This is a genomic window from Paenibacillus sp. RC84, assembly GCF_041260495.1.
Lineage (GTDB): Bacteria > Bacillota > Bacilli > Paenibacillales > NBRC-103111 > Paenibacillus_F.
Genome location: NZ_JBGBYL010000006.1, coordinates 289,829 through 308,641, shown reverse-complemented (window position 1 = coordinate 308,641; position 18,813 = coordinate 289,829). Strand labels below are relative to the sequence as shown.

Sequence of the window (18,813 nt, the reverse complement as noted above, 5' to 3'; positions counted from 1 at the left end):
ATAGTAACCCAGAAAGAAAACAAGGAGTCTTTATTCGATAACTACCTTGTTATATAAGTTAGTCTAGCTGACTTTGGTTTTCCTGTCAAGCCTCCACCTGATTAATCGCAGACTCCGTCGCAATCTGCCAACGGACACCGTAGGCATCCTCGATCCTGCCGAACATCGTGCCCCAGAACATCCTCTGCAGAGGCATCAGGACTTTGCCGCCCTCCGAAAGTGTGCCGAAGACCTGCTCCGCTTCGGCATCGGTGCCGAATTCAAGCGTAAGGTCCAGTCCGCTGCCCCTTTCTATCCGATCGCTGTCCGCCATGTAGAACGTTAACCCGCACGCCTTCAGCACCAGATGCATCACCCGATCGCGATCCTGCCCGTATTGGGCGGGCGCATCCCCGAAGGTTTGAATGCTCACAATTTCCCCTTGGAGAGCCCGGGCATAAAACTCTCCCTGCTCCCTCGCATTTTCACTGTACAAATACGGTCGTAAAACAGCCATCGGAATTTCTCCTTCGCGGTTTATTCGAGCAAAACTTCACAAATTTTCTTGTTTCAATATTTCTTGGAAAGGGTATGGCAATCCAAGAGTCTATGCGCCGGAATATTTTTCAATTGAAACTGCCTGAAACCCTTCCTCGCACTAGAACTTTTACATGACTTCATTCCATCCCTGCAATCGAGGAGGTTTGTACTTGTGCCAATGGACGAAAATCTTTCAGATCCATCTTTGATTCATGAACGCTCCGGCCGGCGGATGGAGCCTTTTTACTGGATTCTCGCTTTCGAGGCTCTGACTCTGCTTCTACTGCTGGGCCTTGCCCTCGCGACCGGTCCGGTGTACCTGGCCGTCACTTTCCGTCATTTCTGGTCCTACCTGTCGCTTCTTCTTATTATCCCGGGTCTCTGGCTCATTCGGTTTTCCATCCTCACGTTAAAGGCTTATATCTGGAAAAACCGTCACCTGGACCACTTCAGCCTATACGAGAACGAAATCCGCTACCTGCATTATGAGCATGGGGAAAAAGAGGAAGGCTCCGTCCGTTTGGATGAAGTGGACCGGGTATACATAGCGTACTATGTCGCCCAATACCACTACGCTTACAAAAAGAAGAAGTGGTTCGAAAGCCAGTCCGTCTTCCACTTGCTTCCCATGCTGTATGTCCGTTACCGGAGAGATGCAGAGGAGCGGATCCTGAAAGTTCCTTTCTACGAACTGCCGGATTTGAAAAAATGGCTGAAGCACCTCAAACAGCGGGGTTCTATCGAAATTTGGGTGACGGATCTTCTGCTGGAGCAGAAGACGGAAGCCGAGCAGCTCTCCGCCCTGCGGGAGCCCCTCGACACCGCTCCTTTCGACATCGAAAGAAAGGGCTTCAAGAAGCGGCTCGACAACCTGCTCTACGAGCTCGGCCGCAAGCGCAGCGAGCGGGAACGCGCGGTTAAGGCTTCCGTGGCCGGAAGCCCCGGAAGCTCCAAAGCTCTGCGGACTGCAAGCACCCGGTCTCAGCCTCAGCGGCCGTTTTATCGCGGAGGGGCGGCAGCAACGACCGGCAGAGAGAACGGCTCCGGTCAAGGGTCAGATCAGGAAAGCTCAAGGAAGCCGCGCCTGTCTACCGTCGTGATCTTCGCGCTGCTCTTCGCCACCTTGTATGTGCTGACCGGTTTCGTTGTCGACGGCCGGGTATCCCAGGATAACATGTGGCTTTGCATCGGTTGTTTCCTGGCCGCTGCCGCCGCCTACTTCGTCATGGCGGACCGCTTGACCTTCTGGCACGCCGTCCGGTTTACGATCATCTCCTTTATCGGGTGGTTGTTCATCGGAGCTATCATGCCTTTGACGGATACCGGGGCCGGAGGAGAGTTTTACAGCACGGCTATCGGCGCGACGATCCTGCTGCCTCTGACGATCTGGCTCCCTTTCGCGATGGTCTGGTGGATCCGAAGACAGTTCGGTCTTAACGAAGAAGAGGAGGTCACGTTATGAGCCTGTATGCCGATATGTTTATTTCGAAGTGGCATCTGATTACGCTCGGTCTTATCCTCATCGCCTGGATTGCCCTTATCGCGGGCGGTTACGACAAGCGGACGATCCTGCGCAGCGGCGGCGGCGCCGTGCTCCTTTTGTACATCGTTTCCACCATTCCGATCGCCGCCATCACCCACGGAGCGCATAAAATCGACGAGTCGATGCGTTCGGAGCTCGATAGCCACTACCGGGAGCGGGTGGACAAGTCCGAGGTCCGGGAAGATATCGACCGTCTGGCCGTTGCCGCGGGCGCTTTCTCCGATGACGACTCTTACGATATCCGGGTATACGTCGGAAATTACAGCTCCTCGTATACATTCCAGGGCAGCCTGACCTTCACTACCTATGATGCCCAAGGACAAGTCGTTCATGAAAAATCGTATGACAACGTCACAATCGCACCCGGCGAGAAAAAAAAGCTCGACAACTACTACACGTCGAACACATTCGTTACATACCGCTATACCTTTACGGCCAGGTAGCGGGCCCTAAGGAATGGGATGAACACCCGGTTCTTCAGTCCTTGAATAATGACTCCTCCTGCTGCCCCGGTTTGGATTATGACCTGATAGACACCGCAATACACGGTTCACGTCTCGGCTTTTCCTGCTTATCGATTTTTCTGCCTCCTTTTAAAAAAGGCATCGCCGGAAAAGAAAAACGCGCATGATGCCGACAGTGACGAATGTCACCACGTCACAGCTGTCGCATGCCGCTCGCTTTGTTCGCGAAAGCGGCAAAAACCAAAGAAGGTTCCGGCATATAGACCAGAACCTTCTTTTTTAGTGCGCCGCCGCGGCCTCGAGCCACTGCCCGTCCGCCGGAACGTCGGTCCGTTCCGACAGCCCCTCCTCCTCCAGGCGCGCGAGAAGAGCCTCGCGCGTCAGGAGGCAGTGATTGATCGCCTCCATGTGCACGGCGATCACCCGCGTTTGCGGCGCTTTGCGGCAAACGGCGACCACATCGTCGGCCGTCATCGTGATCGGATCGCCGACCTTGAAAACGGCGCCGCCTGCGTTCACCACCGTTACCGCAGGCTGATGCCTCTCCAGCGCCTCCGCCACTTCGGCGCAGTAGATCGTATCGCCCGCGATATACACCGCCGGCTCCCCTTCCGCGCGGAGCACAAAGCCCGACACCGGACCCATGGCTGCGCCGATGTCGCCGGTTCCGTGCTGTCCGGATGTACGCGCGATGCGCAGACCGCGCCAGGCCGTCTCCTCCTCTACGGCCGATACGGCCGTGAAGCCCTGCTCCGCAAGCGGCTCCGTGTCCCCCGGCTGGCACAGGACGGGCGTCCCCTTGGGCAGCCTTCCGGCGGCCTCCGCGTCCCAGTGATCAGGGTGCAGATGCGTGATCAGCACCAGGTCCGGCTCCAGCAGCTCTTCCGCGGGTACCGGAAGCGGCACGAGCGGGTTGCGCCGGTCGTTAGCCGTGTTCGGGATCGGCGGGTTGGCCCCGGCTCCGCTCAGCATCGGATCCACGAGAATGCGCCGGCCTCCGTATTCCAGCCACAGCGTTGCGTTGCGTATCAAACGGATTTTCATAGAAGCGCCTCCATAAGTACCAATATCTTTTTAAAAAAGGATTTGATACAATTTTATAAAAAGAGGAGCGGCTCCGGAAAGGACCCCGTGAAAGATCTGAGGTTGTCCCTCTTTCACCATGAAAGTATTCGGAAGGCGGATGGACATGTTCAGCATTGATGAGACGGATCACAAGATTTTGCAGTGCCTTCTGGAGGATGCGACCCGCTCGAATAAAGAGATCGGCCTCAAGGTTCATTTGACCGGCCAGGCGGTAGGAGCAAGAATACGGAAGCTGGAAGACTGGGGCATTATCGAGGGACGGACCCTCAAGTGGAATCCGGAAAAGCTCGGCCTTACGGTGCACGCCATGGTCACGGTATTTCTGAAATCCCAGAACGCCCACGGTGATCTGCAAACGTTCGCCTCCCGCGACTCCCGTATTCTGGAAGCCCACCGTGTCAGCGGAGAGGGCTGCTACTGGCTGCGTGTGCAGGTCGGAAGCAACGAGGATCTCAATGCCTTCCTCGACGATTTATTGAAGTACGGCAATTATAAAGTCAGTTTATCCATCGGCAAAATCAAATAAGGTCTCCATCAATTCCCGGGATAAAACCAAGGATAAAACAAAGAAGCTGTCCACAACATAAGGTTGTGAACAGCTTCTCTCGTTTAGCTGAAATTACAGCTTAACAACGTTCTCAGCTTGCGGTCCGCGGTTGCCTTGAACTACGTTGAACTCAACGCGTTGGCCTTCGTCCAGGGACTTGAAGCCTTCGCCTTGGATTGCGGAGAAGTGTACGAATACATCGTTGCCGCCTTCAACTTCGATAAAACCAAAGCCTTTTTCAGCGTTGAACCATTTAACTGTACCAGTTTGCATGTGTGGTACCTCCTAGAAATTAAATTTAACATGTTCTTTTTACTCTTGAAGCAAATAAAAATTCACATATTATAAAAGGCTCCATCTCACAAATGATAACCCTTTATAATAAGTGAATTCCAGGTTTCAAATACTCGATTGACTTCATCTTACCATAGGCAATTTCCAAGTGCAAGTTATTTTCCAATTCTTTTAGAAAAACAATTTTCGTGGTAACTTTTGCAAACCTGATTAAAGAAAAAGCAATGAGGTTAATACTAAGCAACCAGGTAACACAAACTAAAACATAAACATTTAGGAGGTAATCTAGATGAGTTTCTTATGGTCATTAATTATCGGTGGTATCATCGGTTGGTTAGCCGGCATGATTATCGGTAAAGATATTCCCGGCGGCATTATCGGCAACATTATCGCAGGTTTCTTGGGCGCATGGCTGGGCGGTCTGCTGCTTGGCAACTGGGGTCCAGAAGTCGGAGGATTCTACTTCTTCCCTGCTCTGATCGGTGGTATCGTACTGGTATTCATCGTCAGCCTGATCCTGCGTTCTATGGGAAGCAAACGGGCATAACCCTAAGCTAACCTGACTTACAGGATAAAAAAGACTGCGCGAGACACTCGCGTGGTCTTTTTTTTGTGCTTTTACCTCACTTTGTTTGCAGCTTTACAGCGTATTTCCGGCTGATTGCAACTTTTGGAATTATTTGTACGTTTTAATACACAGGAATCTTCCAAATTAATACACAAGGAGAGCTGACTGTCATGAAAAAATACGTCATCGGTTTTGCCGTCGGAGCGATTGTCTCCGCCTCTACGGTGGCTTACGCGGGCAACACGATACAAGCCGTACTCTTTCCCGCAAAATATCAGGTAAACGGCGAGTCGAAAACGTTACCTGACGACTATAAAACATTAAACGTGGACGGACACGCTTACGTACCGATCCGCTTCGCGGCGGAAAGCCTTGGCGCCGTAGTGGCTTACGAAGGCAAAAGAAACACCATTTCCATCGATAACGGGTTCAACGTGACCACTATGGACAGCACCATCCGCACCGGCCATTTGAAAGTATCCGACGCCGCCAACAGCACGGTGGAAGGACAGCTTTACATAGGCCAGGACCACTGGGATCGCATGGCGCAAGCGCGGAACAGCATTGAGCCGGGCTCGGAAGTGGACGTGAAGGGTACCCTCCTGTTTTTTGATGCTCAAGGAAAACCGCTGGGCCAAGCCCCGCTTGAGACCAAGTTTACGGCTGAAGGCGATCAAATCAAACCCTTTAAAGCGGTTGCCGACCACAACGTAAGCGGCTATGCCTTCGCTTCTCTTCAAGCCGGCCCCGTACCGCATCCGCTGCCCGTTCCTCCCAATTTGTCGATCTCCGACGAGAGCGGCACACTTGGAATCGGCACGCTGAAGCTGATCAAACAGAACGATTTCACCAAAGTCAGCGGCTGGATCAGCGTGAAGAAACCGGGCACGCTCCGCTTCGACGCGACCCTCCTGTTTTATGATGCGGAAGGCCGGGAGCTGGGCACTGCCGCTGTAAACGGCACGAGCACAGGAGCCACCGGAGACGGCGTCTCTGCAACTACGTTCGAAACGGCCGGCAAAGGCGATCTCGCCGGTTACAAATCCGTAAAGGTAAAGCTGAATTCCGCCGATCTCGTCCAATAGCTCCGAGCTTCGCGTTTCAAGGCTTACGAATTAATCCGTAAGCTGGCCAATAATTGAATTCACTCCCCTTTAAGTAGACAGTGCCGAGCAACCTTCGCACTAAACGTTTACTCGGAGGGGATTTTTTTCGCGGCATTATGCGGCAGTTCGGGTAAGGAGAGACATATCCCCAGTCTGTCCAAAATGAAGGAGGCTGTTTCCCATGGCTAAAAAATTCGACTATTCGCTGGATTACGAGCATCTGGACCTTCGTAAAAAACCGGAGCTGTACACCGTAGGCCGCGGAGAACAAGGAGTCCTGCTCGTCGAGCCCTATAAAAGCGAGATTTTGCCGCACTGGCGGTTTAAAACGCCGGAAATCGCGAAGGAATCTTCCGGGAAAATCTATGACCTGTTTCTGGATTATAAAAAATCAGGTGATTTTATCGGAATGGACATGGCGAGAAAATTTCTCCAGATGGGCTATACGCGCGCCAGGCGTTACACGAACCACAAGGGTGGCCGGAAATATTCCCAAGAAGACGGTTCGATCCTGCCCTACCAGAACGATCCCGTAAAAGCGGAGTCCGCCGCTATTTTTAAAGCTCAATGGGAAATCGCGAAGAAGGACGAAGACTATATCCGCATGAAGAAAGAACACCAGGATAAATACGAGAAGGGGGATAAAAAATAGTGTGAAAGTTAATGAGTCCGTTCTTTATCCTGGCCGGGGATCGTAAAATGCCGCCATTCCGGCGGGAGCAGTGACTGGTAGCGTCTTTGCAGGAACCGGTCGTCGATAAGGACCAGCGTTCCGTAATCGTTTTCCGTCCGGATCAGGCGGCCACCGGCCTGCATGACTTTATTTATGCCGGGAAATACATACGCGTAATCGAAGCCGCTGCGACCGTCCCGGTCAAAATGCTCTTTGATGATATTCCGCTCTGGCCCTACCTGGGGCAGCCCTACACCTACCACGACCACACCCGTAAGCCGGTCGCCCCTTAGGTCGATGCCTTCGGAGAAAATCCCTCCCATGACGGCAAAGCCGATCAGAGTGCGGGAAGAGTCCGCCCGGAAGGATGCGAGAAAGGATTCCCGCTCCTCCTCCGGCATCGATGGCTGCTGGACCAGGATGCGCAGCATGCGGCTGCCGTGGTCCCCGCTCACGGCTTCATCGCCGGAGCGGCCGGAACTCGCTTGCTCCGCCAGGATAGACCCGCCGCGGCTCTCATCCGAAGCGGGCAGCCGGTCTTGAAGCAAGACTTCCACCGCTTCGAAAAGGCCAATGCCGTCTCCGGAAGCAGTCCCCGAAGCCGCTTCTGTGCCGCCCGCTTCTCCGTTAACCGCGTCGCCGGATTGCGGCCCTCTCTCTTGTTCCAGGAAAAGAGCGGCCACCTCCCGCATGTATTCGTAAGAAGGAAAAAAGACGAGATAATTGCCCGGTTTCTCGCGGACGAGCTTTCCCAAAAGCCGCGAGATCGGGAGCTTGGTCTTGTCCCGGTCCTTGTAGCGGGTGGAAAGCGGCTCGATCCATACATCGAGCTGCTCCTGCCGGAACGGCCACGGAATCGCCACCGTGTAATCGTCTTCTCCGCCGCCCAGCATATCCATGTAATAGGAAAAAGGCGAAAGCGTGGCGGAGAAGAACACATGCGCCCGATACCCTTTCCCCATCTGCGCCAGCAGCGCGGAAGGGTCCAGGCAGAGCAGCTTGAGCCGCACATCGCTGCGCTGCACCTCGGCGAGAGTCACATACCGCTCGTCGTAGTACTTCGCCGTGCGCAGAAAGCTCTGCACCGCGAAGTAGGTGTCGAGCAGAAGCTCCTGCGCCTCGCCGCCCTGCCCGGGAGCCGAGAGCTCCCGCTCCGCCTGCTGCGCGAACGCTTCCAGCAGGACCGGCAGCTCTTCCGACACTTCCCGGAGCACGAAGCTGCCGCCGCTTCCCTGTTCCTTACGGAAGGCGATGAAATAGTCGTTCACGGCCTTGGCCGCGGCTTCCACGGCGGAGTTCCGTCCCTTGAAATCCCTTTTCAGCTGCAGAAAAGGCGCTTTCGTCAACTCGGCGGAAAACATCTCTCTGCCGCGGTCCACAAGATTGTGCGCCTCGTCGATCAGAAGCGCCGTCTGCTTTTTCACTTCCTCCGGAAGCCGCTTGAGATATACTTTAGGATCGAAAATATAATTGTAGTCGCAGATAACCGCGTCGGCCGCATAAGCCGCATCAAGCGAAAACTCGAACGGACACACTTTGTGCTTGCGAGCGTATGTCTCGATGACACTCCGGTTCATCAGCTTTTCATGGGACAGCATGTCCAGAACAGCCCCGTTCACCCGGTCATAATACCCGTCCGCAAACTCGCACATTTCCTTCCTGCAATCCACTTCTTCACGGAAACAAATCTTGTCTTTCGCCGTCAGCGTGACGGTACGCATATCAAGCCCCCGTTCGATCATGAGGGAAAAAGCTTCCTCCGCGGCCGTACGCGTCAGCGTCTTCGCCGTCAGATAAAAAATCCGCTGAAGCAGTCCTTCACCCACCGCTTTAACGGACGGAAACAGGGTCGAAATGGTTTTGCCCGTGCCGGTAGGCGCATTCGCGAACAGCTTGTGGCCGTCTTTGATCGTTTTGTAAACCGATCCGGCGAACTGCCGCTGTCCTTCCCGGTAGGCCGGATAAGGAAACGGCAGTTCTCTGATGCTGGCGTCCCGTTCCCGGCGGTTCTGCAGTTGCATGGCCGCGTAAGGAGCATAAAGACGCACGGCTTCCAGCACGGCGGCCTCCATTTCGTTATAGGAACATTCCCTGACGTACCGCTGCTGTTCCTCCGTCCCGACCTGGACATACGTCAGCTGGACTTTCATGTGGTCCCTTCCGTGCTGCCGCGCATACATATAGGCGTAACAGACCGCCTGGGCCCAGTGAACGGGATGGCGGTTTTCCTCCACAAGCCGGGGATCGCCCGTCGAAGATTTGATCTCGTCAATCGTAACCTCACCGCCGTCATCATCGAAAAGCAGCCCGTCGCAGCGGCCTTCCAGCACAAATACCATCTCATCCAAGAGGATTTCCGTTTGCAGGAAAACCTCCTTCCGGTCGCTGTCTCCGTAAGTTTTCTGCACCTTCTGATGGGCCTTGGTTCCTTCGGTTAATGCCGTGGCGGTCCGGAATCCGGATTCAATGCTTCCGCTCCGGTAAGCATATTCCACCAGAGTACGGACTGAAATTCTTACTTCACCGCTCATTCCCTCACCGCCCTTTTTATAAATACCCGTTCCGCGAACGTTCGTTCTATCTGCCGATTATATCATCCTCCGGATTATTTCCCAACCATAGGAAACCGGGAGGAACTGAGCGATGAACATTGTCTGATTCAAGACCTTTAGACAAGATACCAAACCTTGTTCGTAAAAAAAGACTCCTCCGCAGACGGAAAAGTCTTTATACAGAAATCAAACGAAAAGCAGAACGGGTCACCCCTGCTCTTCCCCGGCGGCCAGCGGATTCTTTCTTTTATGGTAATAGTCCAGAACTCCCCCGATAAGGAAAAGAACGACACCGATGTTAATCGCGATATCGGCCAGATTCAGAATGCCCCCGCCGGGACGGAATTCAAGAAAATCCGTCACTTTGCCGAACCGGAAACGGTCGATCGCATTTCCCGCTGCGCCTCCCGTCAGAAATCCCATGCTCGCATCCATCAGCGGGCCCTGAATTTCCCCTTTGCGGCGATAGTAAAGCACAATGGCGATGAACACTACCGCCAGCACGGCGAATACGCGCGCGTATCCCTGAAACCTGCTTCCGGCCATCCCGCTGTTCTCATAATGCGTAAGCGCCATGCTCCCCCAGAACGGAACGGACTCCCCGACCGCCATCGTGGCGCGGATCAAAGCTTTCGCAAACTGGTCGACAGCTGCAACCAAGGCGGCAGTGAAATAAAACAGCATAACAGCTCTCTCCTTCCGATTGGCAAGCTTTCGATCCTTAACGGCGTAAATTGTTCCACAAGGAACATTTTCGCTATCTCCCGGATCGTTTTCAGACCATGTACCCGGGCATCGTTTTTTAGACGGCGCCTTCTATATTTTTGAACTGGTTGTAAAACATCCGGGAATACACGCCCTGCTGTCCGATCAGCGAGTCGTGCGCGCCTTTTTCCACAATTTCTCCGTGGTCGATGACCATAATGGTATCCGCATCCCGGATTGTATTCAGCCTGTGCGCGATAATAAAGCTGGTCCGGTCCTGCATAACCTTGAGCAGCGCATCCTGGATATGAAGTTCCGTACGCGTGTCGATGCTGCTGGTCGCTTCGTCCAGGATGAGGATAGAAGGCTTCGCCAGAATGACCCGGGCAATCGCCAGAAGCTGCCGCTGGCCTTGGCTTAAATTCCCGCCGTTCTCCGACAGGAGGGTTTCGTATTTCGCGGGAAGCCGGTTAATGAACACGTCCGCGTTAGCCATGGCGGCTGCGGCTTCAACCTCGGCATCCGTGGCATCCGGCCTGCCGTACTTGATATTTTCCTTGATCGTCCCCGAGAAAAGGTACGTATCCTGAAGCACGATACCGAACGTCCTCCGCAGGCTGTCCCGCGTATACTCGCGGATATCCCGCCCGTCGATCAGGATGCGGCCCCCGGTAACATCGTAAAACCTTGTCAACAGGTTGACGATAGTCGTCTTGCCCGCCCCCGTCGGGCCGACAAGCGCCGTGGAGCTGCCTTGGGCGGAATCGAAGCTTACGTTTTTCAGAATGGGCACATCCGGGCGGTAGCCGAAGCTTACATTTTCAAAAACGACGTGTCCCTTCGGATGAAGAAGCTCGACAGCCTCCGCGGAATCGGAGGGCTCCTCTTTCTCGTCTATGACCTCGAACACCCGCTCCGCCCCCGCCACACCGGACTGGAGAATATTGAAAATATTGGCGAGATCGTTCAACGGCCGGACAAACTGCCGCGAATAGCTTAAAAAACTCGCGATAACCCCGACGGTAATATCCCCGCGCACGGCGAGAATCCCCCCGACCAGGGCTACAGCGGCAAAGCCGATATTATTAATGACGTTAAGCAGAGGCATCAGGAATCCGGAGCGGATTTGCGCCTTGAGCCCTACCTCGCACAACTCCGCATTAACCTGTTCGAACTCCGCAATCGCCTTTTCTTCGTGATTAAACGCTTTGACGATCTGGAGACCGGATACGGTCTCTTCGATATGTCCGTTCAGTTTGCCGAGCTGGATCTGCTGGTTTTTGAACAGGACGCTCGTTTTCTTCGTAATGGTCCGGGTCAGCACGAACAGGATCGGCACGGTAACCAGGCTGGCCAGCGTCAGCGTCGGACTGAGCACGAGCATCATCGCCAGAGAGCCGGCAATCGCGATGACGCCGCTCATGAGCTGCGTGGTGGACTGCGAAATCGTGCTGCTCACATTGTCTATATCGTTGGACAAGCGGCTCATCAATTCCCCGTGAGGCCGGGTATCGAAGTAAGCGACCGGAAGCTTCTGAAGCTTGGCGAAAAGAGCTCCCCGCAGCCGCATCACAATCCGCTGCGACACGCCTGCCATAAGCCAGCTCTGGAGGAAGGTGAACACCGCGTCGATGAGGTAAGCCAGTAAAAGGACCAGCACCATCGTCTTCAGGATGCCGAAATCGACGCCTTGTTCCGGATGAGACATCGCATCCACGGAGACCCCGATCAGATAAGGCCCCACCAGGGTCAACGCCGCTCCGATCAGAATCAGGGCGAAAATGACCGTCAGCAGCTTCCGCTCGCTGCCGAAATAAGCCCACAGCCTGCGCAAAGTTCCCTTGAAGTTCTTCGGCTTCACGACAGGTCCGCGGCCGCGCATTCCCCCGTGCCCCGGCCCTCCTCTGGGCGAGACTGTCACGAGGCTGCCGGGAGGGTTCTGGCCGCCCGGCCGTTCTTGGGAAGCTGCCATGTCAACCGACCTCCTTTCCCATTTGCGACTGGAAGATTTCCCGGTAGACCCGGCAGCTTCCGAGCAGCTCGTCATGCGTGCCGGAGCCTACAATCTCGCCGCGGTCCAGCACGACGATTTTGTCCGCGTCCATGACGGACGTGATCCGCTGGGCGATCAGCAGGCAGGTGAGCCCCTCGGCGTATTTCTTCAGCGCGTCCTTGATCCGCGCTTCCGTAGCGGCATCGACGGCGCTGGTGCAGTCGTCGAGGATAAGAATCTCCGGCTTCCTCACGATGGCGCGCGCAATCGAAAGCCGCTGTTTCTGGCCGCCGGAGAAGTTCACGCCTCCCTGCCCGAGCCTGGTTTCATAGCCTTCGGGCGAAGCGGCTATGAACTCGTGGGCCTCGGCCATCCGGGCCGCATGCTCCATCTCCTCCGGAGAGGCGTTTTCTTTGCCCCAGCGGAGATTGTCGGCCACCGTGCCGGTGAACAGCACGGTTTTCTGGGGCACGACGGCGATCTTCTCGCGCAGGCGGCTCGGCTCCAGTTCTCTGACATCGGTACCGTTCACTTTGACGGTTCCGGACACCGCATCATAGAACCGGGGAATGAGGCTGACGAGCGTGCTTTTGCCGGAGCCCGTGGAGCCGATGATGCCGACGGTCTGTCCCGGCTCGCAGGAGAAGGTGATCCGCCTCAGCACCGGCTCGCCGGATGTCCCCTCGTACGAGAACGTGACGTTCTCGAACTCGACCCTTCCGCCGGTCTGCGGGGCGGATGGAGCCGCAGCATCCGGGTTTCGGCCGCCGGCCGTTAAGCCGCCCGGATAGGCCGGGTTAGCCAAGGCCCCGGGCTGTGCGGCTGTCTGTCCGGCCGTTATCCCGCCGGGCTGCGAGCCGGGCCGCGCCTCCGAATGCGCACCGGTCCGCATTCCCGGCTGTGTGCCTGATGCCGGCTGATCCACGGAGCTTGCCGCGCCTTCGCCGGCTGCCGCGGTGGCCGGCGAAGGCGCGGCCATCGTACTCTCCTCCGCGAAAATTTCGCTGATCCGGCCCGCGGAAGCCCGCGCGCGCACAAACATGTTGAACACCATGGAAATCAGCATGAGCGAGAACAAAATCTGCGTCATGTAATTGACGAAAGCAATAATGTGCCCGGCCTGCATCTCCCCCTGATCTACTCGAAGACCGCCTAGCCATAAGACAGCCACAATCCCGAAATTAACGGTCAGCGTAATCCCCGGGTTAAAGGCCGACATGACCCGCATGGCTGTAACCGACCGGGAACGGTACTCTTCGTTCGCTCCGCCGAATTTGCCGACTTCGTAATCGAACCGGTTGAAAGCTTTGACGACCCGGACACCGGACAAATACTCCCGCATAATCCCGTTAACCCGGTCGAGCGCCTGCTGCACCTTGATAAAGTAAGGAAAGCCCACCTTCATATTGATTGCGATCAGGATGCCGACCACGGGAACGACAACAGCCAGAATGACGGAGAGCGGCGGATTCAGACGTGCCGCCATAATCAAGCTTCCGATGCAGAGCAGCGGCGCTTTGACGAACACGCGCATCAGGCCGTTCACGAACATTTGAACCTGCGTAACGTCGTTGGTCAACCGGGTGACCAGTGACGCCCGGTCAAACCGGTCGATATTTTCAAAAGACAGGGACTGAATTTTGCGGAATAAATCCGACCGCAGCTCGGCCCCGAACTTCTGCGAGACATGACTCGAGATCACATTGCGGATCGACGCCGAAATGGCCCCCAGCGCGGTTACCAGCAGCATAATGCCGCCCATCCGCCATACGTAATCCATCTGTTTGCCCGCTACGCCTACATCGATGATTTTGGACATCAGCGTCGGCAGCGTGAGATCGCACAAGGCTTCCAGTGTCAGAAAAGCGACCGCGGCGCTAAAGGGCTTCCAGTACTTGCTTATATATTTTCGTGAAATGGGCATTCTGTCTCACCTGTCCGTCCTCGTAAACGATAAGTAAACCCCTATGGAATAGTTCTATTATCCACCATACTCCCCTCCTTTTCAAAAGTCACGAGCTTCTCTTTTTTACGTGTTCCCGGCAAAAGCAAAAAACCGCCGGTGCGTAGTGCACGGGCGGTTCTGACATTTCATTAAGATTCGGATACGACAGTAAAACGCTCATTTTCATGCTTCGGCTGTTCAATCTCATCCAAAACAGCGGCCGCATAATCTTCATAACTCACATAGCTTTCGCCTTTGGAGTTAACGAGCAGGTTATCCTTGCCCGTACGGTACTGCCCTGTTCTCTTGCCGAGTGCGAAGATAGCGGACGGGCTGACGAACGTCCATTTGATTCCCTTGGTGTTTTGCAGAATCTCCAGGTTTTTGCCCTGATTCGAAGCCGTCGCAAAATAGGCGGACGGGAAATCCGGCGTTTCCAGCACGCGCGTCGTTTTCGCTTCGTCCACGAACAGGCTGCCCGCTCCCCCGACGACGATCAATTTCGTCTCCGGCGCGCCTTTCAGTGCTTCGATCAGCACGTTGCCCGCGTCAACATGGAGATGTTCCTGGCCCGGCGCCGCTCCGAAAGCGTTAACGACGATATCGAATGCTTTCAGATCGGACGCGGTCAGATCGAACAGGTCCTTTTCCAGAAGGGCTGCGCCTTCCGCGCTTACTTTAGCCGCGTCTCTCACGATTGCGGTAACCTCATGCCCTCTGTCCTGCGCTTCTTTCAAAATACGGCTGCCGGCTTTGCCGCTTGCGCCGATAATAGCTATTTTCATACGAAATTCCTCCCGAATAATGATTTCGTAGTACATTGCCTCTTACATGTAACTATTATAGTTACAGGTTATCGGTTTTGTCAACTGCGGCTTGAATAGCCTATTTTTCAAAATCGACAATGGAGGGGGATATTATACTTCTCGTTCAAGTCAATTTATGCCCGCAACAAAGGGATTTTTTATATGAACTGCACATTCAACCAACTTTTCTCTTTCCAAAAATTATGCTATACTGTGTGTAACACTGCGTTTAACGTAGGATTCAATTAACGTATGAAGTTTCTTCTTGCTATCTATACTAAAAAAGAGCCTTCACCGCGCCAACGGTGAAAACTCTTTAGGACCCGAAAGGCTGTGGAACACCACGGCGCGCAAGCACAACTAAATGTAATGCAAGCGAAAACCACCGTTTAGGCGCCTAACCTACTAGCGGTGGTTTTTTCGCTTGTTCCGGAATTTATGTCGTACCCAGCGATAGAGCTTACGGATACCGAGCACAAGGCTCAGTAACGTTACGATCCAGCGCAGTACGTCATAAAACGCCACAAGTGCGACCATCGGCCTCACCCCCTTTCGGGAAGCTGCGCCGTGGTCTTAAAAATCCACCGTTATTCAAAGTCCATAAAACCGATTATAGCATGTCCTTTCCAGATTGCTCCATTGAACTTTTGTTTCCGAATGTTGAAACTTTCAGGAGAAAGACACCGGAAATCATCTAACGACCGATCATCCCGGAACCCTTCGTCCGTATCCTCAAAAAGTTAAAATCCGGTTACAGTTTGGCTCCAGATGGGTAATGTTACCTCTCTGTAACCCACCTTGATGCAAGGGGTGCCTATAATAAAACCGGACAACCTAGGAGGGATACTTATTATGAAAAAATCATTCAAGCTTCTGACACTCGGCCTGGCAGGCTCCTGTCTGCTGGCGGCATCAGCCGGAACTTCTTACGCGGACAGCCCGGTACAAGCGCCTGCGGCCGCTTCCGTGTCCGCTGCGGCGGAACCCGTATCCGCACCAGCTTCAGTTAAAAATGGAGCTGTACAGGTGACAACCAAAGAAATAATGGAAGAATCCCCCGAACTGAGCGTCAATCTTCAGATTCCCGTTATACAGGGAATGAAAGATACGCAGTATCAGGACGAGCTTAACGATATTATTTACCGTCATGCCATGAAAGACGTGGAGGCAGTGCGCAAACAGGCTCAAGGTGACTTGGCTGCCGCCAACGGTTCCGCAAGCGAGCTGGCAATGCCTTATTCGGTCGATTCGGTAGTTGAAGTAAGCGCATCGGGCGGTCAGGAAGATGCGAACCGGCTGTCGATGCGAGTGGTAACCTCCGTTTATACGGGGGGCGCTCACGGAATGCCCCGTGTGGACACCTATAACGTCCTGAATGCGGAGGAAGCTCAGAAAATTGAGCTGAAAGATTTATTCGGGGAGAATTATAAAGCGATTATCGACAAGCAGATCAGTCAGGAAATCGCCAAGCATCCGGATGATTTCTTCGAGGACGCGTTCTCCGGCATTACCGACACGCAGTCCTTCCAGATCAAGGACGGTAAAGCGGTGATCGTGTTCTCGCCTTACGAGATTGCCCCTTATGCGGCAGGCATCCAGGAGTTCTCCGTCCCCATCGCTCAGGGAGGAAATGCCTCCGCACCCTCACGTCTCGTAGTGGGCGGTGAAGCACTATCGGAGAAGCAGGGCTCTATCTACACCACAACGGCAGGCACCACCATGGTTCCCCTGCGCGTTACGGCCGAGAAGCTGGGCTTCCAGCTTAAGTGGAACCAGGAGCAGTGGGCCGCCGAGCTGTCCAAAGGCGCGGTATGGACAAGCGTTTACAAGGGAAAAGATGCGTACACCATCAACAAGATGGCTCCGTTCTCCCTTGGCGAAGCGGCCGTCATTAAAGAAGACGGCAATATGTATGTGCCCGCCGCCTTCTTCTCCAAGGTGCTGAAGGCCGACGTCACCGTAACCGGCGATCAGCTCGTGATTAAATAAAAACAGCCCTTCACAGCGGCCGGACTATACCCCCTTACATAACCCGTTTAAAGAAGCGTTTCCGCTCTTTAAGCGGGCTTTTTTTTACGGAAACGGACAAGTCTTCTGCCCTCAAATAAGCATGAAAAAAAGCCCCGCCACTCCCCCGAAGGAGAATGCCGGGACTTATGTTCAGACCGGTTGATTCCGGAAAGATTCCGGACCGCTCTTAGTAAGCCAGTGCAAACAGGCCATGAATGTGAGACAGGTAACGGATGTTACTTGCTTCCTTCATGAGCGATGCAGGTAGACCTTTCAGGCGGGTTTGGTTGCCGCCGATCGAACCGATTGCGTCCTTGCGGCCCAGACTTCCGAGTGTACCGGAGAATACAGGCGTGAAGACGTCCATCGGTGCGCCTTTCTGTGCTGCGAAGAGGTTGTATCCGACCACTTCGCCCATCTGCCAAGCCAGTTGTGCGGTTGGCGGATAAGGACGCTCGGCGCCGGCCGGGAAGACCACGGCGCAGTCGCCTGCAAGGAATACGTCCGGGTGGGACGTGGACTGCATGAACTCGTTGACCGTCGCGCGGCCGCGGTTCACTTCGATGCCGGAGTTAGCGACAACCGGAGTGCCTTGTACGCCGCCTGTCCAGACGAGCGTGCTGGTTTCGATTGTGCTTCCGTCTTTCAGGGAAACGACGGATTCCTGCATTTCGGTGATCGCAACGCCCGTCAGGAACGTTACGCCGCGCTTCTGCAGGCTTGTCGTAGCGCGCTCGATCAGTTCCGGATGGAAGCCCATCAGGATGGAAGGAGCCGCCTCTACGCAGTACAGGGAGACGTCGTTGAAATCGACGCCTTTGCTGCGGCACAGGCCAGGCAGCATGTCGGCGAGTTCGCCCACAAGCTCGATACCGGTCAGACCGCCGCCGCCGACTACGAATGTCGCCTCCGCTTTGTTCTTGGTCTGGCTGTAAGCTTCGATGCGTGCTTCCACGTGCTCGCGGATACGGTTGGCGTCGTTGACGGATTTCAGCGTGAAGCTGTGTTCCTGGAGGCCAGGAATGCCGAAGAACGCCGTTTCGCTGCCCAGGGCAACGACGAGCTTATCGTAATCGAACGATTTGCCGTTCGACAGGATGACGCGCTTGCTGTCCGCGGAAATCGTTTCGACCGTGCCGATTTCCAGGTTGATGTCTTTGCCGCGCAGGAGCTTTTCCAAAGGCAGGGCAACTGCTTTCTCATGCAGATTACCTACAGCCAGGCGGTGCAGCTCGGTAATGATTTGATGCGTAGGAAAACGGTTAACAACCGTAATCGTAGCTTCTTCCGCAGTCAAGTGTTGACGGGCTGTCAGTGCGCTGAGCAAGCCGCCGTAACCGCCACCTAAGATCAAAATATGCTTGGACATACTCATCCTCCATTCTTGTTTCAGCTTACCTTATGATTTAACGCTGTTGCTGCCGTTCGGCTTGAACATCCAAGAATGCCTGTACGAAACGGAATGTCTTTTGTACTTGCGGGTCTTTCAGCATTTTGAGAAGTCCGAACAGACCGATCGAGGAATGTTCCGCTTGAGCGCGGTCGCTTGCTTCGATTGCGGCGGCAGCTACGCCTTTGGCTTTCTCGGTGATCGGCTTAACAAACTCGTTCATACCGCCTTTGAGGTCGTCGATCAGAACTTGGTCGCTCGCAACGCTTTGAGCCAAATCGTAAGCTTTGGTAAGAATCGTAACCATTTCCGCCAATTTCGGCAGATTCTCCACGAGAACGGTTAAAGACTCCTGAACCTCTGGCTTCATCAACTGATCAAGGACATCCTGCGTTTCCCTTTTTTCGGTAGTGCTTGGGGTTTGATTGGATGTTTCTGACATAAGCTAACGTCCTCCTTTGCTTTGAAATAGAAGCCCGTTTATTTTTCGATCCCTGCCTAGCCATCGAGACGTCTTCTGTCTTCGCATAAGTTTCCCTATTCGTGATAAATGAACCCACGCGGCCTGATAAGATTGTAACATTTTTCACATAAAAGGAAGAAGGTTTTTCT

Annotated in this window: 17 protein-coding genes; 7 read left to right on the top strand and 10 right to left on the bottom strand. The window is 54.4% G+C overall.

The window, feature by feature from the left end; genetic code table 11:
• Positions 1–85 precede the first annotated feature (85 nt).
• The gene (locus ABH899_RS16065; protein ID WP_369998034.1) at positions 86–496 is read right to left on the bottom strand and encodes a VOC family protein; all 411 of its coding nucleotides are present in this window, start codon (positions 494–496) and stop codon (positions 86–88) included.
• A gap of 195 nt (positions 497–691) precedes the next feature.
• Between ABH899_RS16065 and ABH899_RS16060 the strand changes: the two genes are divergently transcribed.
• Together ABH899_RS16060 and ABH899_RS16055 are read left to right on the top strand one after the other, a co-directional pair.
• Positions 692–1,981, top strand: coding sequence for a hypothetical protein (locus ABH899_RS16060; protein WP_369998032.1), 1,290 nt, complete (start codon positions 692–694; stop codon positions 1,979–1,981).
• Complete coding sequence (locus tag ABH899_RS16055) at positions 1,978–2,505, top strand: hypothetical protein (protein WP_369998029.1); 528 nt, start codon at positions 1,978–1,980, stop codon at positions 2,503–2,505. Before ABH899_RS16060 ends, ABH899_RS16055 begins: the two co-directional genes overlap by 4 nt.
• A gap of 300 nt (positions 2,506–2,805) precedes the next feature.
• On the opposite strand, the gene ABH899_RS16050 is transcribed toward ABH899_RS16055, so the two are convergent.
• Positions 2,806–3,570 carry an MBL fold metallo-hydrolase gene (locus tag ABH899_RS16050; RefSeq protein ID WP_369998026.1) on the bottom strand — a complete coding sequence of 255 codons (765 nt, stop codon included), beginning with the start codon at positions 3,568–3,570 and terminating at the stop codon, positions 2,806–2,808.
• A gap of 145 nt (positions 3,571–3,715) precedes the next feature.
• Here ABH899_RS16050 and ABH899_RS16045 point away from each other — a divergent pair, with 145 nt between their 5' ends.
• Positions 3,716–4,138 (top strand): Lrp/AsnC family transcriptional regulator, encoded by a 423-nt coding sequence (locus ABH899_RS16045; RefSeq protein WP_369998023.1) that lies wholly within the window; start codon positions 3,716–3,718, stop codon positions 4,136–4,138.
• A 93-nt stretch (positions 4,139–4,231) separates the two neighbouring features.
• On the opposite strand, the gene ABH899_RS16040 is transcribed toward ABH899_RS16045, so the two are convergent.
• Positions 4,232–4,432: a cold-shock protein gene (locus tag ABH899_RS16040; RefSeq protein ID WP_016423690.1), complete on the bottom strand. Its 201-nt coding sequence runs from the start codon at positions 4,430–4,432 to the stop codon at positions 4,232–4,234.
• 310 nt (positions 4,433–4,742) lie between these two features.
• Between ABH899_RS16040 and ABH899_RS16035 the strand changes: the two genes are divergently transcribed.
• The 3 genes from ABH899_RS16035 (at position 4,743) to ABH899_RS16025 (ending at position 6,779) form a co-directional block, all read left to right on the top strand.
• Positions 4,743–5,000 (top strand): GlsB/YeaQ/YmgE family stress response membrane protein, encoded by a 258-nt coding sequence (locus ABH899_RS16035; RefSeq protein WP_009675854.1) that lies wholly within the window; start codon positions 4,743–4,745, stop codon positions 4,998–5,000.
• A gap of 191 nt (positions 5,001–5,191) precedes the next feature.
• Positions 5,192–6,106 carry a stalk domain-containing protein gene (locus ABH899_RS16030; RefSeq protein ID WP_369998018.1) on the top strand — a complete coding sequence of 305 codons (915 nt, stop codon included), beginning with the start codon at positions 5,192–5,194 and terminating at the stop codon, positions 6,104–6,106.
• Between the two features lie 202 nt (positions 6,107–6,308).
• Positions 6,309–6,779, top strand: coding sequence for a DUF4385 domain-containing protein (locus tag ABH899_RS16025; RefSeq protein ID WP_369998016.1), 471 nt, complete (start codon positions 6,309–6,311; stop codon positions 6,777–6,779).
• A gap of 8 nt (positions 6,780–6,787) precedes the next feature.
• On the opposite strand, the gene ABH899_RS16020 is transcribed toward ABH899_RS16025, so the two are convergent.
• From ABH899_RS16020 to ABH899_RS16000, 5 genes are all read right to left on the bottom strand, one after another.
• Positions 6,788–9,331, bottom strand: coding sequence for an ATP-dependent DNA helicase (locus tag ABH899_RS16020; protein WP_369998013.1), 2,544 nt, complete (start codon positions 9,329–9,331; stop codon positions 6,788–6,790).
• Positions 9,332–9,559: 228 nt separating this feature from the next.
• Positions 9,560–10,036 carry a signal peptidase II gene (gene lspA / locus ABH899_RS16015; RefSeq protein ID WP_369998011.1) on the bottom strand — a complete coding sequence of 159 codons (477 nt, stop codon included), beginning with the start codon at positions 10,034–10,036 and terminating at the stop codon, positions 9,560–9,562.
• A gap of 118 nt (positions 10,037–10,154) precedes the next feature.
• Entirely contained in the window at positions 10,155–12,029 is a 1,875-nt protein-coding gene (locus tag ABH899_RS16010; RefSeq protein WP_369998007.1) for an ABC transporter ATP-binding protein, read from the bottom strand.
• Between the two features lies 1 nt (position 12,030).
• Positions 12,031–13,974 (bottom strand): ABC transporter ATP-binding protein, encoded by a 1,944-nt coding sequence (locus tag ABH899_RS16005; RefSeq protein WP_369998004.1) that lies wholly within the window; start codon positions 13,972–13,974, stop codon positions 12,031–12,033.
• 170 nt (positions 13,975–14,144) lie between these two features.
• The gene (locus ABH899_RS16000; RefSeq protein ID WP_218230548.1) at positions 14,145–14,780 is read right to left on the bottom strand and encodes an NAD(P)-dependent oxidoreductase; all 636 of its coding nucleotides are present in this window, start codon (positions 14,778–14,780) and stop codon (positions 14,145–14,147) included.
• A gap of 873 nt (positions 14,781–15,653) precedes the next feature.
• Here ABH899_RS16000 and ABH899_RS15995 point away from each other — a divergent pair.
• Positions 15,654–16,790, top strand: a complete 1,137-nt coding sequence (locus tag ABH899_RS15995; protein WP_369998001.1) for a stalk domain-containing protein — start codon at positions 15,654–15,656, stop codon at positions 16,788–16,790.
• A gap of 208 nt (positions 16,791–16,998) precedes the next feature.
• Here the strand turns inward: ABH899_RS15995 and ABH899_RS15990 are convergent, their stop codons facing one another.
• Positions 16,999–18,180, bottom strand: coding sequence for an NAD(P)/FAD-dependent oxidoreductase (locus tag ABH899_RS15990; protein ID WP_369997998.1), 1,182 nt, complete (start codon positions 18,178–18,180; stop codon positions 16,999–17,001).
• 37 nt (positions 18,181–18,217) lie between these two features.
• Positions 18,218–18,643: a DUF1641 domain-containing protein gene (locus ABH899_RS15985; RefSeq protein ID WP_009676027.1), complete on the bottom strand. Its 426-nt coding sequence runs from the start codon at positions 18,641–18,643 to the stop codon at positions 18,218–18,220.
• Positions 18,644–18,813 lie beyond the last annotated feature (170 nt).

Coding starts and splice junctions, on each gene's coding strand:
- ABH899_RS16065 (WP_369998034.1), bottom strand. CDS start 496: ATGGCTGTTTTACGACCGTATTTGTACAGTGAAAATGCGAGGGAGCAG.
- ABH899_RS16055 (WP_369998029.1), top strand. CDS start 1,978: ATGAGCCTGTATGCCGATATGTTTATTTCGAAGTGGCATCTGATTACG.
- ABH899_RS16050 (WP_369998026.1), bottom strand. CDS start 3,570: ATGAAAATCCGTTTGATACGCAACGCAACGCTGTGGCTGGAATACGGA.
- ABH899_RS16045 (WP_369998023.1), top strand. CDS start 3,716: ATGTTCAGCATTGATGAGACGGATCACAAGATTTTGCAGTGCCTTCTG.
- ABH899_RS16040 (WP_016423690.1), bottom strand. CDS start 4,432: ATGCAAACTGGTACAGTTAAATGGTTCAACGCTGAAAAAGGCTTTGGT.
- ABH899_RS16035 (WP_009675854.1), top strand. CDS start 4,743: ATGAGTTTCTTATGGTCATTAATTATCGGTGGTATCATCGGTTGGTTA.
- ABH899_RS16030 (WP_369998018.1), top strand. CDS start 5,192: ATGAAAAAATACGTCATCGGTTTTGCCGTCGGAGCGATTGTCTCCGCC.
- ABH899_RS16025 (WP_369998016.1), top strand. CDS start 6,309: ATGGCTAAAAAATTCGACTATTCGCTGGATTACGAGCATCTGGACCTT.
- ABH899_RS16020 (WP_369998013.1), bottom strand. CDS start 9,331: ATGAGCGGTGAAGTAAGAATTTCAGTCCGTACTCTGGTGGAATATGCT.
- lspA (WP_369998011.1), bottom strand. CDS start 10,036: ATGCTGTTTTATTTCACTGCCGCCTTGGTTGCAGCTGTCGACCAGTTT.
- ABH899_RS16010 (WP_369998007.1), bottom strand. CDS start 12,029: ATGGCAGCTTCCCAAGAACGGCCGGGCGGCCAGAACCCTCCCGGCAGC.
- ABH899_RS16005 (WP_369998004.1), bottom strand. CDS start 13,974: ATGCCCATTTCACGAAAATATATAAGCAAGTACTGGAAGCCCTTTAGC.
- ABH899_RS16000 (WP_218230548.1), bottom strand. CDS start 14,780: ATGAAAATAGCTATTATCGGCGCAAGCGGCAAAGCCGGCAGCCGTATT.
- ABH899_RS15995 (WP_369998001.1), top strand. CDS start 15,654: ATGAAAAAATCATTCAAGCTTCTGACACTCGGCCTGGCAGGCTCCTGT.
- ABH899_RS15990 (WP_369997998.1), bottom strand. CDS start 18,180: ATGTCCAAGCATATTTTGATCTTAGGTGGCGGTTACGGCGGCTTGCTC.
- ABH899_RS15985 (WP_009676027.1), bottom strand. CDS start 18,643: ATGTCAGAAACATCCAATCAAACCCCAAGCACTACCGAAAAAAGGGAA.